The sequence below is a fragment of the Dechloromonas sp. A34 genome (assembly GCF_026261605.1).
In the GTDB taxonomy this organism is placed as follows: domain Bacteria; phylum Pseudomonadota; class Gammaproteobacteria; order Burkholderiales; family Rhodocyclaceae; genus Azonexus.
On sequence record NZ_CP102486.1, the window covers coordinates 447,845 to 460,013 of the forward strand.

The following is a 12,169-nucleotide window of genomic DNA, read 5'->3' on the forward strand; positions in this document are numbered from 1 at the left end:
GCACCTTCTGTTGGTGCCCGGTCGTTGAAGGAAGTTCGATATGCCGACTATCAATCAGCTCGTGCGCAAGCCGCGCGTTGCCGAGGTCACCAAGAGCAAGGTTCCTGCTCTGGAAAAGTGCCCGCAGAAGCGTGGTGTTTGTACCCGCGTCTATACCACCACCCCGAAAAAACCGAACTCCGCACTGCGTAAGGTGTGCAAGGTTCGTCTGACGAATGGCTTTGAAGTCATTTCCTATATCGGTGGTGAAGGCCACAACCTGCAGGAGCACTCTGTGGTCCTGATCCGTGGTGGCCGCGTCAAGGATTTGCCTGGTGTGCGTTACCACACCGTGCGTGGCTCCCTGGACACCCAGGGCGTCAAGGATCGTAAGCAGTCCGTTCCAAGTACGGGGCCAAGCGTCCGAAGGCTGCTTGATTTATCAAGTGGCTTAAGTAAGTGGCCGTCCCTTTGGGCGGTCGGGAGGAGCCGGGAGGGTATAACCCTAGCCCGGCTTTTCAACTGAATCGTGTTTAATTGAGGTCAATATGCCCCGTCGTCGTGAAGTACCCAAGCGTGACATCCTGCCGGATCCCAAGTTCGGTAGCGTCGAAGTTTCCAAGTTCGTTAACGCCATCATGCAAAGCGGCAAGAAGTCTGTCGCCGAGCGCATCGTCTATGGCGCGTTCGAAATCATTACCACCAAGGGTGGCAAGGACCCGCTGGAAGTGTTCAGCGCTGCCATGGGCAATGTACGCCCGATGGTCGAAGTGAAGTCCCGTCGCGTCGGCGGTGCGAACTACCAGGTTCCGGTTGAGGTTCGTCCGGCTCGTCGCGCTGCGCTGGCTATGCGCTGGCTGCGTGAGTCTGCCCGCAAGCGTTCGGAAAAGTCGATGGGCCAGCGCCTGGCCGCCGAAATGCTGGAAGCTGCCGAAAATCGCGGCGGTGCTGTCAAGAAGCGTGACGAAGTGCACCGTATGGCCGAAGCCAACAAGGCTTTTGCTCACTTCCGCTTCTAATTTTCAAAGGGCTCTAACGTGGCACGCAAAACCCCCATTGAGCGCTACCGTAATATCGGTATCAGCGCGCACATCGACGCCGGCAAGACGACGACGACCGAACGTATCCTCTACTACACTGGTGTTAACCACAAGATCGGTGAAGTGCATGATGGCGCCGCCACCATGGACTGGATGGAGCAGGAGCAAGAGCGCGGCATTACCATTACCTCGGCCGCCACGACCTGCTTCTGGAGCGGTATGGACAAGCAGTTCCAGCCGCACCACATCAACATCATCGACACCCCGGGACACGTTGACTTCACCATCGAAGTTGAGCGCTCGATGCGCGTTCTGGATGCCGCCTGTATGGTTTACTGTGCTGTGGGCGGTGTTCAGCCCCAGTCCGAAACCGTCTGGCGTCAGGCCAACAAGTACGGCGTGCCGCGCCTGGCTTTCGTGAACAAGATGGATCGTTCCGGTGCCAACTTCTTCCGCGTGGTCGATCAGCTGAAGCTGCGTCTGAAGGCCAACCCTGTGCCTATCGTCATCCCGATCGGTGCCGAAGACAAGTTCGAGGGTGTGGTTGACCTGATCAAGATGAAGGCCATCTACTGGGACGAGGCTTCGCAAGGCATGAAATACGATGCCCGCGACATCCCGGCTGAGCTGGCTGCCGATGCGCAAACCTGGCGCGAGCAGATGGTTGAGGCGGCTGCCGAAGCCTCCGAAGAGTTGATGAATCGCTACCTCGAAGAAGGTGAGCTGTCCGAAGCCGACATCATTCTTGGTCTGCGCACCCGTACCATTGCCTGTGAAATCCAGCCGATGCTGTGCGGTACCGCCTTCAAGAACAAGGGCGTGCAGAAGATGCTGGACGCGGTCATTGAGCTGCTGCCGTCGCCGGTTGATATTCCGCCGGTCAAGGGTATTCTCGAGAACGAATCCGAAGGCGAGCGTCGTGCCGCCGACGACGAGGCTTTCTCGGCTCTGGCTTTCAAGATCATGACCGATCCGTTCGTTGGTCAGCTGATCTTCTTCCGCGTCTATTCCGGTGTGATCAATTCTGGCGATACTGTTTACAACCCCGTCAAGGGTCGTAAGGAGCGTCTGGGTCGTATCCTGCAGATGCACGCCAACCAGCGTGAAGAAATCAAGGAAGTGCGCGCTGGTGACATCGCTGCTGCCGTGGGTCTGAAAGAGGCTACCACCGGTGATACGCTCTGTGATCCGCAAAAGGTCATCACCCTTGAGCGCATGATCTTCCCGGAGCCGGTGATTCACGTTGCTGTTGAACCGAAGACCAAGGCCGACCAGGAAAAGATGGGTCTGGCGCTCGGTCGTCTGGCTCAGGAAGATCCGTCCTTCCGCGTGCGCACTGACGAAGAATCCGGCCAAACCATTATTTCCGGTATGGGCGAATTGCACCTGGAAATTCTGGTTGACCGCATGCGCCGCGAATTCAACGTCGAGGCCACCGTTGGTGCACCGCAGGTTGCTTACCGCGAATGCATCAAGAAGTCGGTCGAGCAGGAAGGCAAGTTCGTCAAGCAATCCGGTGGTCGCGGTCAGTTCGGTCACGTCTGGCTCAAGATCGAGCCGAACGAAGCTGGCAAGGGCTACGAATTCATCGACGCCATCAAGGGCGGTGTCGTGCCGCGCGAATTCATTCCGGCGGTCGACAAGGGTCTGCGCGATGCGGTCACTAGCGGTGTGCTGGCTGGCTTCCCGGTTGTTGACGTCAAATTTACGCTGTTTGACGGCTCGTACCACGACGTTGACTCGAACGAAAACGCTTTCCGCATGGCTGCTTCGATGGCCTTCAAGGAAGGCATGAAGAAAGCCAGCCCGACTCTGCTTGAGCCAATGATGGCGGTCGAAGTCGAAACCCCGGAAGACTACATGGGTAATGTCATGGGCGACCTGTCTTCCCGTCGTGGCATCGTTCAGGGCATGGAAGACCAGGTTGGCGGCATCAAGCTGGTCAAGGCCGAAGTTCCGCTCTCCGAGATGTTTGGTTACTCGACTTCGCTGCGCTCGCTGTCGCAAGGTCGTGCCACCTACTCGATGGAATTCAAGCACTATACCGAGGCGCCGAAGAACGTCGCCGAGGCCGTCATCAACAAAAAGTAATACGTTATTGGAGAACCGATAATGGCAAAAGAGAAATTTGAACGTACGAAACCGCACGTCAACGTTGGCACGATTGGTCACGTTGACCATGGCAAGACGACGCTGACTGCTGCGATCACCACCGTGTTGTCCGCCAAGTTTGGTGGTTCGGCCAAGAAGTATGATGAAATTGACGCGGCGCCGGAAGAAAAGGCTCGTGGTATTACCATCAATACCGCCCACGTCGAATACGAAACCGCCAACCGTCACTACGCCCACGTTGACTGCCCGGGCCACGCCGACTACGTCAAGAACATGATTACCGGTGCCGCCCAGATGGACGGTGCTATTCTCGTCTGTTCCGCCGCTGACGGCCCAATGCCGCAGACCCGTGAGCACATCCTGCTGGCCCGTCAGGTCGGCGTGCCGTACGTGCTGGTGTACATGAACAAGTGCGACATGGTGGACGACGCCGAACTGCTCGAACTCGTCGAAATGGAACTGCGCGAACTGCTCTCCAAGTACGACTTCCCGGGCGACGACACCCCGATCATTCATGGCTCCGCCCTGAAGGCCCTCGAAGGTGACCAGTCCGAAATCGGCGAACCGTCGATCTTCCGTCTGGCCGATGCCCTGGATACCTACATCCCGAATCCCGAGCGCGCCATCGATCAGCCGTTCCTGATGCCGGTTGAAGACGTCTTCTCGATCTCCGGTCGCGGCACCGTCGTCACCGGTCGTGTCGAGCGCGGCATCGTCAAGGTGGGCGAAGAAATCGAAATCGTCGGTATCCGCCCGACCGTCAAGACCATCTGTACCGGTGTCGAAATGTTCCGCAAGCTGCTTGACCAAGGTCAGGCCGGCGACAACATCGGCGCCCTGCTGCGCGGCACCAAGCGTGAAGACGTCGAGCGCGGCCAAGTCCTGTGCAAGCCGGGTTCGGTCAAGCCGCACACCCACTTCACCTCGGAAGTGTACATCCTGTCCAAGGACGAAGGCGGTCGTCACACCCCGTTCTTCAACGGTTACCGTCCGCAGTTCTACTTCCGTACGACCGATGTGACCGGCTCCATCGATCTGCCGGAAGGCGTCGAGATGGTGATGCCGGGCGACAACATCGCCATGACCATCAAGCTGATCGCGCCGATCGCCATGGAAGAAGGTCTGCGCTTCGCCATCCGTGAAGGCGGTCGTACCGTCGGCGCCGGTGTCGTCGCCAAGATCATCGAGTAATTCGTTCTTTTTGAAAATCGGGGTGAAAGCGATTTCACCCCATCGCTCTTTGGAAGCCAAAAAATGCAAAGCCAAAAAATCCGTATCCGCCTCAAGGCCTTCGACTATCGCCTGATCGATCAATCCGCTCAGGAAATCGTCGAAACCGCCAAGCGTACCGGTGCTGTCGTCCGTGGTCCCGTACCGTTGCCGACCCGCAAGCAGCGTTTCGACATCCTGCGCTCGCCGCACGTCAACAAGGCTTCCCGTGATCAGTTGGAAATTCGTACCCATCTGCGTCTGATGGATATCGTCGATCCGACCGACAAGACCGTTGATGCGCTGATGAAGCTGGATCTGCCGGCTGGCGTCGACGTCGAAATCAAGTTGCAGTAATACAGTAATTGCGGATATAATCCGCGCCTTTCGGGGGTGGCCGGTGACGGCTGCCCATTTGTTGTTTTACATCGACCGGCCAATCGCAGCCGGCGGTGAGGAGAATAACCATGAGTCTAGGCCTTGTCGGTCGCAAGGTTGGCATGACTCGCATTTTTGCCGAGGATGGCGCGTCCATTCCGGTAACTGTGCTTGACGTGTCAAACAACCGCGTGACCCAAGTTAAAACGCCGGAGAACGATGGCTACGCAGCCATTCAAGTCTCTTACGGCAAGCGCCGTGCCTCGCGCGTTTCCAAGCCCCTGGCTGGCCATCTGGCCAAGGCAGGCGTGGAAGCCGGGCATGTCCTCAAGGAATTCCGTATCGAAGCTGATCAGCTTGCCTCTTTCAAGGCGGGCGATCAGGTTGCTGCCACCATTTTTGCCGAAGGGCAAAAAGTGGACGTCAGTGGCACCTCCATCGGTAAGGGTTTCCAGGGTGGTATCAAACGCCATAACTTCAGTTCCAACCGTGCATCCCACGGTAACTCGGTGTCGCACAATGCGCCGGGTTCCATCGGTATGGCACAGGATCCGGGTCGTGTTTTCCCGGGCAAGCGCATGGCGGGCCACCTCGGTGATGTCCAGTGCACGCTGCAAGGGCTGACGATCGTTCGCGTCGATGCTGAACGCCAACTGCTGTTGGTCAAGGGTGCCGTTCCGGGTGCCAAGGGTTCCGACGTCGTCGTGCGTCCGGCAGTCAAGGCTTAAGGGGGCGACATGGAACTTAAGGTTATTAACGAACAAGGTCAGGAAGCGGCCAAGCTGCAAGCTTCCGACGTGCTGTTCGGTCGCGATTTCAACGAAGCGCTGGTCCATCAGATCGTCGTCGCCTATCAGGCGAATGCGCGTTCTGGCGACAGTCAGCAGAAGGATCGCTCCGAAGTCCGTCACACCACCACCAAGCCGTGGCGTCAGAAGGGTACGGGTCGTGCCCGTGCCGGTAGCAATGGCAGCCCGTTGTGGCGTGGGGGCGGTCGGATTTTCCCGAATTCGCCGGAGCAAAACTACACCCAGAAGGTTAACAAGAAGATGTTCCGCGCCGGCATGGCCGCGATCCTCTCCGAGTTGGCTCGTCAAGACCGCATCGTCGTCATCGACGATCTGTCCATTGATGCCCCGAAGACCAAGCTGTTTTCGCAGAAGCTGAAGAACCTGGGTCTGGAAGGCAATCTTCTGGTTATTACGGATACGCTTACCGAGAATCTCTATCTCTCGTCGCGTAATCTGCCCAACGTCCTGGTGCTCGAGGCTCAGGAGGCCGATCCGGTTTCCCTGGTGCGCTTCGCCAAGGTTCTGGTCACCAAGAACGCCGTGGCCAAGTTCGAGGAGATGTGGGGATGAGTCAAGAACGTCTGCTGCAGGTGCTGCTGGCACCGCAAATCTCCGAAAAGGCGACTTACATTGCCGACAAGTACGAACAGGTGATCTTCCGCGTTGCAACCGATGCTACCAAGCCGGAAATCAAGGCTGCGGTTGAGCTGTTGTTCAAGGTGGAAGTTGAGTCCGTTCAGGTCGCCAACGTCAAGGGCAAGGTCAAGCGCTTCAAGGGCGCGACCGGTCGTCGCAAGGGCTGGAAAAAGGCATATGTCAGCCTGAAGCCGGGTCAGGAAATCAATTTTGTTGAAGGGGGGAATGCCTAATGGCACTCGTTAAAGTCAAGCCGACTTCCCCGGGCCGCCGTGCCGTCGTTCAGGTCGTCAATCCGAACCTGCACAAAGGCAAGCCGTTTGCAGCTCTGGTTGAAGCCAAGTCCGCAAACGCCGGTCGCAACAACAACGGTCGGATTACTGTCCGTCACCAGGGTGGTGGTCACAAGCAGTCCTATCGTGTCATCGATTTCAAACGCGACAAGGACGGTATTCCGGGCAAGGTCGAGCGTCTAGAATACGATCCGAACCGCACTGCGAACATTGCACTGGTGGTTTACGCCGATGGCGAGCGCCGCTACATCATCGCCAATAAGGGCATGGTAGTCGGTCAGCCGATCGTCTGCGGTGCTGAGGCACCGATCAAGCCGGGCAATGCCTTGCCGATCCGTAATATTCCGGTTGGTACGACCATCTGCTGTATTGAAATGTTGCCCGGTAAAGGTGCTCAAATGGCCCGCTCCGCGGGTGCTTCGGCCCAGTTGCTGGCTCGCGAAGGTACCTACGCGCAGATCCGTCTGCGCTCCGGTGAGGTTCGCCGCGTTCATGTCGAATGCCGCGCTACCATCGGTGAAGTGGGTAACGAAGAGCACAATCTGCGCAAGATCGGCAAAGCCGGTGCTCAACGCTGGCGTGGTATTCGCCCGACGGTTCGTGGTGTTGCCATGAACCCGGTCGATCACCCGCACGGTGGTGGCGAAGGCCGCACTGGCGAAGGCCGTGTGCCGGTTAACCCGTGGGGTCAGCCCACTAAGGGCTACCGCACCCGCAGCAACAAGCGCACGAACAGCATGATCGTTCAGCGCCGTCATAAGCGTTAAGGGTAGGAAATGGGACGTTCTCTCAAAAAGGGCCCGTTTGTTGATGCGTACCTGATCGACAAGGTCGAAGCAGTTCGCGCCACCAACGACAAGCGCCCGATCAAGACCTGGTCGCGTCGCTCGACGATCCTCCCCGAGTTTATCGGTCTGACGATCGCCGTACATAATGGCAAGCAGCATATTCCGGTGTTCGTCACCGAAAATATGGTCGGTCACAAGCTCGGCGAGTTTTCGCTGACCCGGACGTTCAAGGGTCACACCGCTGGCAAGAAGGCCAAGAAGTAAGGAGCTGACATGGAAACTCGTGCAAGTCTGCGAGGCGTACGCCTCTCTGCGCAAAAAGGTCGCCTGGTGGCTGACCTGGTGCGTGGCAAGCCGGTCGGTCAGGCTCTCAACATCCTGGCCTTCTCCCCGAAAAAGGGTGCCGGTATCGTCAAGAAAGTGCTGGAGTCGGCTATTGCCAACGCCGAGCACAACGACGGCGCCGATATCGACGAACTGAAGGTGAAAATCATCTACGTCGAAAAAGGCATGGTGCTCAAGCGCTTTACCGCGCGCGCCAAGGGTCGTGGCAATCGGATCGTTAAACCGACCTGTCACATTTATCTGACCGTTGGGAACTAAGGAAGAGCAATGGGACAGAAAATTCATCCGACTGGCTTCCGCCTGGCAGTCACCAAAAACTGGAGTTCGCGCTGGTACGCCAACAGCAAAGACTTCCCCGGCATGCTCAATGAAGATATCAAGGTTCGTGAATATCTGAAGCGCAAGCTGGCTCATGCTTCTGTTGGTCGTGTTCTGATCGAGCGTCCGGCCAAAAACGCCCGCGTCACCGTTTTCTCCGCCCGTCCGGGTGTGGTCATCGGCAAGAAGGGCGAAGACATCGAACAACTGCGTTCGGATCTTCAGCGCATCATGGGCGTTCCCGTCCATGTGTCGATCGAAGAAATCCGCAAGCCGGAAATCGATGCTCAGCTGATCGCCGATTCCATCGCCCAGCAACTGGAAAAGCGGATCATGTTCCGCCGTGCCATGAAGCGCGCAATGCAGAATGCGATGCGTCTTGGTGCCCAGGGTATCAAGGTGATGAGCGCCGGCCGTCTGAACGGTGCCGAAATCGCCCGTAGCGAGTGGTATCGCGAAGGCCGTGTGCCGCTTCATACGCTGCGTGCCGATATCGATTACGCAACCTCGGAAGCACTGACCACCTACGGCATTATCGGTATCAAGGTCTGGGTTTACAAGGGCGATATGCTGGATCGCAATGAGCAGCCGGAAGTTGTCGAGCCGCCTGCTGACGATCGTCGTCCGCGTCGTGCTCCGGGTAAGCCGGAGGGCGACAAGCCGCGTACTCGTACCGTCAAGAAGGCCGACGGTGCTGGTGATCCGGCAAAGCGTGCAAGAAAGGTAGGGGCCTAACATGCTGCAACCTAATCGTCGCAAGTACCGCAAGGAACAAAAGGGTCGCAACGAAGGTCTGGCTACCCGCGGCACCAAGGTGTCGTTCGGTGAGTGGGGCCTGAAGGCTACCGGTCGCGGCCGTCTGACGGCGCGTCAGATCGAAGCTGCCCGCCGTGCGATGACCCGCCACATCAAGCGTGGCGGTCGTATCTGGATCCGTATCTTCCCGGATAAGCCGATTTCCAAGAAGCCGGCCGAAGTTCGGATGGGTAACGGTAAGGGTAACCCGGAATATTGGGTCGCCGAGATCCAGCCGGGCAAGGTCCTCTATGAGATGGATGGTGTCAATGAAGCGCTGGCTCGCGAAGCCTTTGCGCTCGCAGCTGCCAAGCTGCCGATTGCCACCACCTTCGTGACTCGTCATCTGGGGTAATCATGAAAGCTAGCGAATTGAGAACCAAGAGCGTGGACGAGCTCAACAAGGAATTGCTGGACCTTCTTAAGGCCCAGTTCGGCTTGCGTATGCAGCTTGCTACCCAGCAACTGTCCAATACCAGCCAAATGTCCAAGGTGCGCCGCGACATCGCTCGCGTCCGCACGCTTATCCGTGAAAAGGCGGTGCAGCAATGAGCGAAACCACCAGCAACAAACGTACTCTGATCGGTCGCGTTGTCAGCGACAAGATGGAGAAGACGGTTACCGTCCTCGTCGAACGTAAGGTCAAGCACCCGATGTACGGCAAGGTGATGGTTCGTTCCAAGAAGTACCATGCCCATAACGATGGCAATACGGCAAAGGCTGGCGATCTCGTCGAGATCGTCGAAACCCGCCCGGTTTCCCGGACCAAGTCCTGGGCCGTGACCAGCGTTCTGGAAAAAGCGATCGTTGTATAACGAAAGTTCTGCAAATCGCTTGCGCTGTTAGTAAAGAAGCCGGTATAATCCGGCTTCTTTTTTGCAGCCGCCTATTCTGGGTGGCGAGCAAAGTTGTTCAACCCGTACGGGTTCCAAGACTGACCGCGTAAGCGGGTTAAGTTGGAGTTAATTTAAAATGATTCAGATGCAGACGACTCTGGACGTCGCCGATAACACCGGTGCTCGTTCAGTAATGTGTATCAAAGTGCTGGGTGGATCCAAGCGCCGTTATGCCGGCATTGGCGACATCATCAAGGTCAGCATCAAGGATGCTGCGCCGCGCGGTCGTGTCAAAAAAGGCGATGTCTATAACGCCGTGGTGGTTCGTACTGCCAAGGGTGTGCGTCGTCCGGATGGCTCGCTGGTTCGCTTTGATGGCAATGCCGCAGTTCTTCTCAACAACAAGCTCGAGCCGATCGGCACGCGCATCTTTGGCCCGGTGACCCGCGAACTGCGTACCGAGCGCTTCATGAAGATCGTGTCGCTGGCTCCTGAAGTGCTGTAAGGAACGCGTGATGGAAAAAATTCGCAAGGGCGACGAAGTCGTCGTTATTACCGGCAAAGATAAAGGCAAGCGCGGTTCCGTGCTGCGTCGTGTCGGTGAAGAGCATGTGATTGTCGAAGGTGTCAATCGTGCCAAGAAGCACGTCAAGCCGAACCCGGTCAAGGGTGTGGCGGGTGGCATCGTGGATAAGGACATGCCTATTCATCTCTCCAATGTTGCGCTGTTTAATCCCGCTAGCAAGAAGGCCGACCGCGTCGGTTTCAAGCAGCTGGAAGATGGCCGCAAGGTTCGCGTGTTCAAATCGAACGGCGAACTGGTGAACGCATAAGGGGCAGTCATGGCGCGTTTGCAACAGTTTTATAAAGAAACCGTAGTTGGCGAACTGTCTAAACAGTTTGGCTACAAGTCGGTCATGGAAGTGCCGCGTATCACCAAGATCACCCTGAATATGGGTGTCGGTGAAGCGGTTGCGGACAAGAAGGTTTTGGAAAACGCCGTTGGCGACATGCAGAAGATTGCAGGTCAGAAGCCGGTGACCACCAAGGCCCGCAAGTCAATCGCTGGCTTCAAGATTCGTGACGGTTACCCGATCGGCTGTATGGTCACCTTGCGTGGCCCCCGTATGTTCGAATTCCTCGATCGTCTGGTGACCGTGGCTCTGCCGCGTGTCCGTGACTTCCGCGGGATTTCCGGCAAGGGTTTCGACGGCCAGGGTAACTACAACATGGGCGTCAAAGAGCAGATCATTTTCCCGGAAATCGAGTACGACAAGATCGACGCTCTCCGGGGTATGAACATCAGCATCACCACGACCGCGAAGACCGATGCAGAAGCGAAAGCTCTGCTCGCCGCGTTCAAGTTCCCGTTCAAGAATTGAGGCAGTCATGGCAAAACTTGCTCTGATCAACCGTGAAGAAAAGCGCCGCAAGATGGTCGCGCAGTACGCCAAAAAGCGTGCGGCCCTGGAGGCGATATTCAATGACGCGAGCCTCTCTGACCAGGAGCGTTACGACGCCCGTCTGAAGCTGCAAGCTCTTCCGCGCAACTCCAGCCCGTCCCGTCTGCGCAATCGCTGCCAGCTGACCGGTCGTCCGCGTGGTGTTTTCCGTAAATTCGGTCTGTGCCGTAACAAGATCCGCGAACTCGCCTTCAACGGCGAAATCCCGGGTATTGTTAAAGCCAGCTGGTAAGAAGGAGATTCAGAAATGGCTATGAGCGATCCGATCGCGGACATGCTGACTCGCATCCGCAACGCCCAGCTCGCCGAAAAGGCGTCTGTCTCCATGCCCTCGTCCAAGCTCAAGGTGGCGATTGCCGCCGTGCTCAAGGACGAAGGTTACGTCGATGATTTCGCAGTTCGTGAGGCCGACGGCAAGCCGACCCTCGATATCGCGCTCAAGTATTACGCCGGGCGTCCGGTCATTGAGCGTATCGAGCGCGTCTCCAAGCCCGGTCTGCGTATCTACAAGGGCTGCGACGATATTCCCCGTGTCATGAATGGTCTTGGTGTCGCTATCGTGTCGACCCCCAAGGGCGTGATGACTGATCGCAAGGCTCGCGCCAGCAAGGTCGGCGGCGAAGTTCTTTGCATCGTGGCGTAAGGAGGGAATTCCATGTCTCGTATTGGTAAGAATCCCATTATCCTGCCGGCCGGTGTCGAAGTTTCGGTTGGTGCGCAGATCACCGTCAAGGGCCCGCTGGGTACCTTGAATGCAGCTGCCCATCCTGCTGTCACCGTCTCCGTCGAAGGTCAGAACGTCCAGGTTTCCAAGGTTGAAGGCGCTGCTAACGCTGCCGCCATGTGGGGCACCATGCGTGCCAACCTCAACAACATGGTGACCGGCGTTTCCAAGGGTTTCGAGAGAAAGCTGCAACTCGTTGGCGTGGGCTACCGTGCGCAGGCTCAGGGCGATACCCTGAATCTGTCGCTGGGTTTTTCCCACCCGGTTGCGCACAAGATGCCCGCTGGCGTGAAAGTCGAATGTCCGACCCAGACCGAAATCCTGATCAAGGGTTCGGACAAGCAGCAGGTCGGCCAGGTCGCCGCCGAAGTTCGTGCTTACCGCAAGCCGGAGCCCTACAAGGGCAAGGGTGTTCGGTACTCGGACGAAGTGGTGGTTATCAAGGAAACCAAGAAGAAGTAA

General features: G+C 57.4%; 20 protein-coding genes and 1 pseudogene. All 21 read left to right on the top strand.

Translation table 11 applies throughout. The annotated features are described in order from the left end of the window. Positions 1–40 precede the first annotated feature (40 nt). The 21 genes and pseudogenes from rpsL to rplF all read left to right on the top strand — a co-directional run bounded on the left by rpsL (position 41) and on the right by rplF (position 12,169). Positions 41–417 (top strand): annotated as a pseudogene (gene rpsL / locus NQE15_RS02180) (30S ribosomal protein S12). A gap of 110 nt (positions 418–527) precedes the next feature. Next, complete coding sequence (gene rpsG / locus NQE15_RS02185; RefSeq protein ID WP_265946093.1) at positions 528–998, top strand: 30S ribosomal protein S7; 471 nt, start codon at positions 528–530, stop codon at positions 996–998. Between the two features lie 18 nt (positions 999–1,016). Then, positions 1,017–3,110 carry an elongation factor G gene (gene fusA, locus NQE15_RS02190; protein WP_265946095.1) on the top strand — a complete coding sequence of 698 codons (2,094 nt, stop codon included), beginning with the start codon at positions 1,017–1,019 and terminating at the stop codon, positions 3,108–3,110. Between the two features lie 21 nt (positions 3,111–3,131). Beyond that, the gene (tuf, locus tag NQE15_RS02195; RefSeq protein ID WP_265946079.1) at positions 3,132–4,322 is read left to right on the top strand and encodes an elongation factor Tu; all 1,191 of its coding nucleotides are present in this window, start codon (positions 3,132–3,134) and stop codon (positions 4,320–4,322) included. A 63-nt stretch (positions 4,323–4,385) separates the two neighbouring features. Next, complete coding sequence (gene rpsJ / locus NQE15_RS02200; RefSeq protein WP_028994183.1) at positions 4,386–4,697, top strand: 30S ribosomal protein S10; 312 nt, start codon at positions 4,386–4,388, stop codon at positions 4,695–4,697. Between the two features lie 110 nt (positions 4,698–4,807). Then, positions 4,808–5,446, top strand: a complete 639-nt coding sequence (gene rplC, locus NQE15_RS02205; RefSeq protein WP_265946104.1) for a 50S ribosomal protein L3 — start codon at positions 4,808–4,810, stop codon at positions 5,444–5,446. Positions 5,447–5,455: 9 nt separating this feature from the next. Then, positions 5,456–6,079, top strand: a complete 624-nt coding sequence (gene rplD, locus NQE15_RS02210; RefSeq protein ID WP_265946106.1) for a 50S ribosomal protein L4 — start codon at positions 5,456–5,458, stop codon at positions 6,077–6,079. Beyond that, positions 6,076–6,378: a 50S ribosomal protein L23 gene (gene rplW, locus NQE15_RS02215; RefSeq protein WP_265946108.1), complete on the top strand. Its 303-nt coding sequence runs from the start codon at positions 6,076–6,078 to the stop codon at positions 6,376–6,378. The genes rplD and rplW overlap by 4 nt, the downstream gene beginning before the upstream one ends. Beyond that, a complete protein-coding gene (rplB, locus tag NQE15_RS02220) occupies positions 6,378–7,205 on the top strand; it encodes a 50S ribosomal protein L2 (RefSeq protein WP_265946110.1) in 828 nt (275 codons plus the stop codon). Before rplW ends, rplB begins: the two co-directional genes overlap by 1 nt. Before the next feature lie 9 nt (positions 7,206–7,214). Continuing rightward, a complete protein-coding gene (rpsS, locus tag NQE15_RS02225; RefSeq protein ID WP_234086942.1) occupies positions 7,215–7,490 on the top strand; it encodes a 30S ribosomal protein S19 in 276 nt (91 codons plus the stop codon). A 9-nt stretch (positions 7,491–7,499) separates the two neighbouring features. Then, on the top strand, positions 7,500–7,829 hold the full coding sequence (rplV, locus tag NQE15_RS02230; RefSeq protein WP_168657806.1) for a 50S ribosomal protein L22: 330 nt from the start codon (positions 7,500–7,502) through the stop codon (positions 7,827–7,829). A gap of 9 nt (positions 7,830–7,838) precedes the next feature. Then, positions 7,839–8,624 (top strand): 30S ribosomal protein S3, encoded by a 786-nt coding sequence (gene rpsC / locus NQE15_RS02235; protein WP_265946117.1) that lies wholly within the window; start codon positions 7,839–7,841, stop codon positions 8,622–8,624. Position 8,625: 1 nt separating this feature from the next. Further along, the gene (gene rplP / locus NQE15_RS02240; RefSeq protein ID WP_265946119.1) at positions 8,626–9,039 is read left to right on the top strand and encodes a 50S ribosomal protein L16; all 414 of its coding nucleotides are present in this window, start codon (positions 8,626–8,628) and stop codon (positions 9,037–9,039) included. A gap of 2 nt (positions 9,040–9,041) precedes the next feature. Then, positions 9,042–9,236: a 50S ribosomal protein L29 gene (gene rpmC, locus NQE15_RS02245; RefSeq protein WP_027456670.1), complete on the top strand. Its 195-nt coding sequence runs from the start codon at positions 9,042–9,044 to the stop codon at positions 9,234–9,236. Next, positions 9,233–9,499 carry a 30S ribosomal protein S17 gene (gene rpsQ, locus NQE15_RS02250; RefSeq protein WP_265946124.1) on the top strand — a complete coding sequence of 89 codons (267 nt, stop codon included), beginning with the start codon at positions 9,233–9,235 and terminating at the stop codon, positions 9,497–9,499. The genes rpmC and rpsQ overlap by 4 nt, the downstream gene beginning before the upstream one ends. A 157-nt stretch (positions 9,500–9,656) precedes the next feature. Next, positions 9,657–10,025 carry a 50S ribosomal protein L14 gene (gene rplN, locus NQE15_RS02255; protein WP_028994194.1) on the top strand — a complete coding sequence of 123 codons (369 nt, stop codon included), beginning with the start codon at positions 9,657–9,659 and terminating at the stop codon, positions 10,023–10,025. A gap of 7 nt (positions 10,026–10,032) precedes the next feature. After that, positions 10,033–10,353 (top strand): 50S ribosomal protein L24, encoded by a 321-nt coding sequence (gene rplX, locus NQE15_RS02260; protein ID WP_265946127.1) that lies wholly within the window; start codon positions 10,033–10,035, stop codon positions 10,351–10,353. A gap of 9 nt (positions 10,354–10,362) precedes the next feature. Beyond that, positions 10,363–10,902, top strand: coding sequence for a 50S ribosomal protein L5 (gene rplE, locus NQE15_RS02265; RefSeq protein ID WP_265946129.1), 540 nt, complete (start codon positions 10,363–10,365; stop codon positions 10,900–10,902). A gap of 7 nt (positions 10,903–10,909) precedes the next feature. Further along, positions 10,910–11,215: a 30S ribosomal protein S14 gene (rpsN, locus tag NQE15_RS02270; protein WP_265946131.1), complete on the top strand. Its 306-nt coding sequence runs from the start codon at positions 10,910–10,912 to the stop codon at positions 11,213–11,215. A gap of 15 nt (positions 11,216–11,230) precedes the next feature. Next, entirely contained in the window at positions 11,231–11,626 is a 396-nt protein-coding gene (gene rpsH, locus NQE15_RS02275; RefSeq protein WP_153146755.1) for a 30S ribosomal protein S8, read from the top strand. Between the two features lie 12 nt (positions 11,627–11,638). After that, positions 11,639–12,169: a 50S ribosomal protein L6 gene (rplF, locus tag NQE15_RS02280; RefSeq protein ID WP_265946134.1), complete on the top strand. Its 531-nt coding sequence runs from the start codon at positions 11,639–11,641 to the stop codon at positions 12,167–12,169.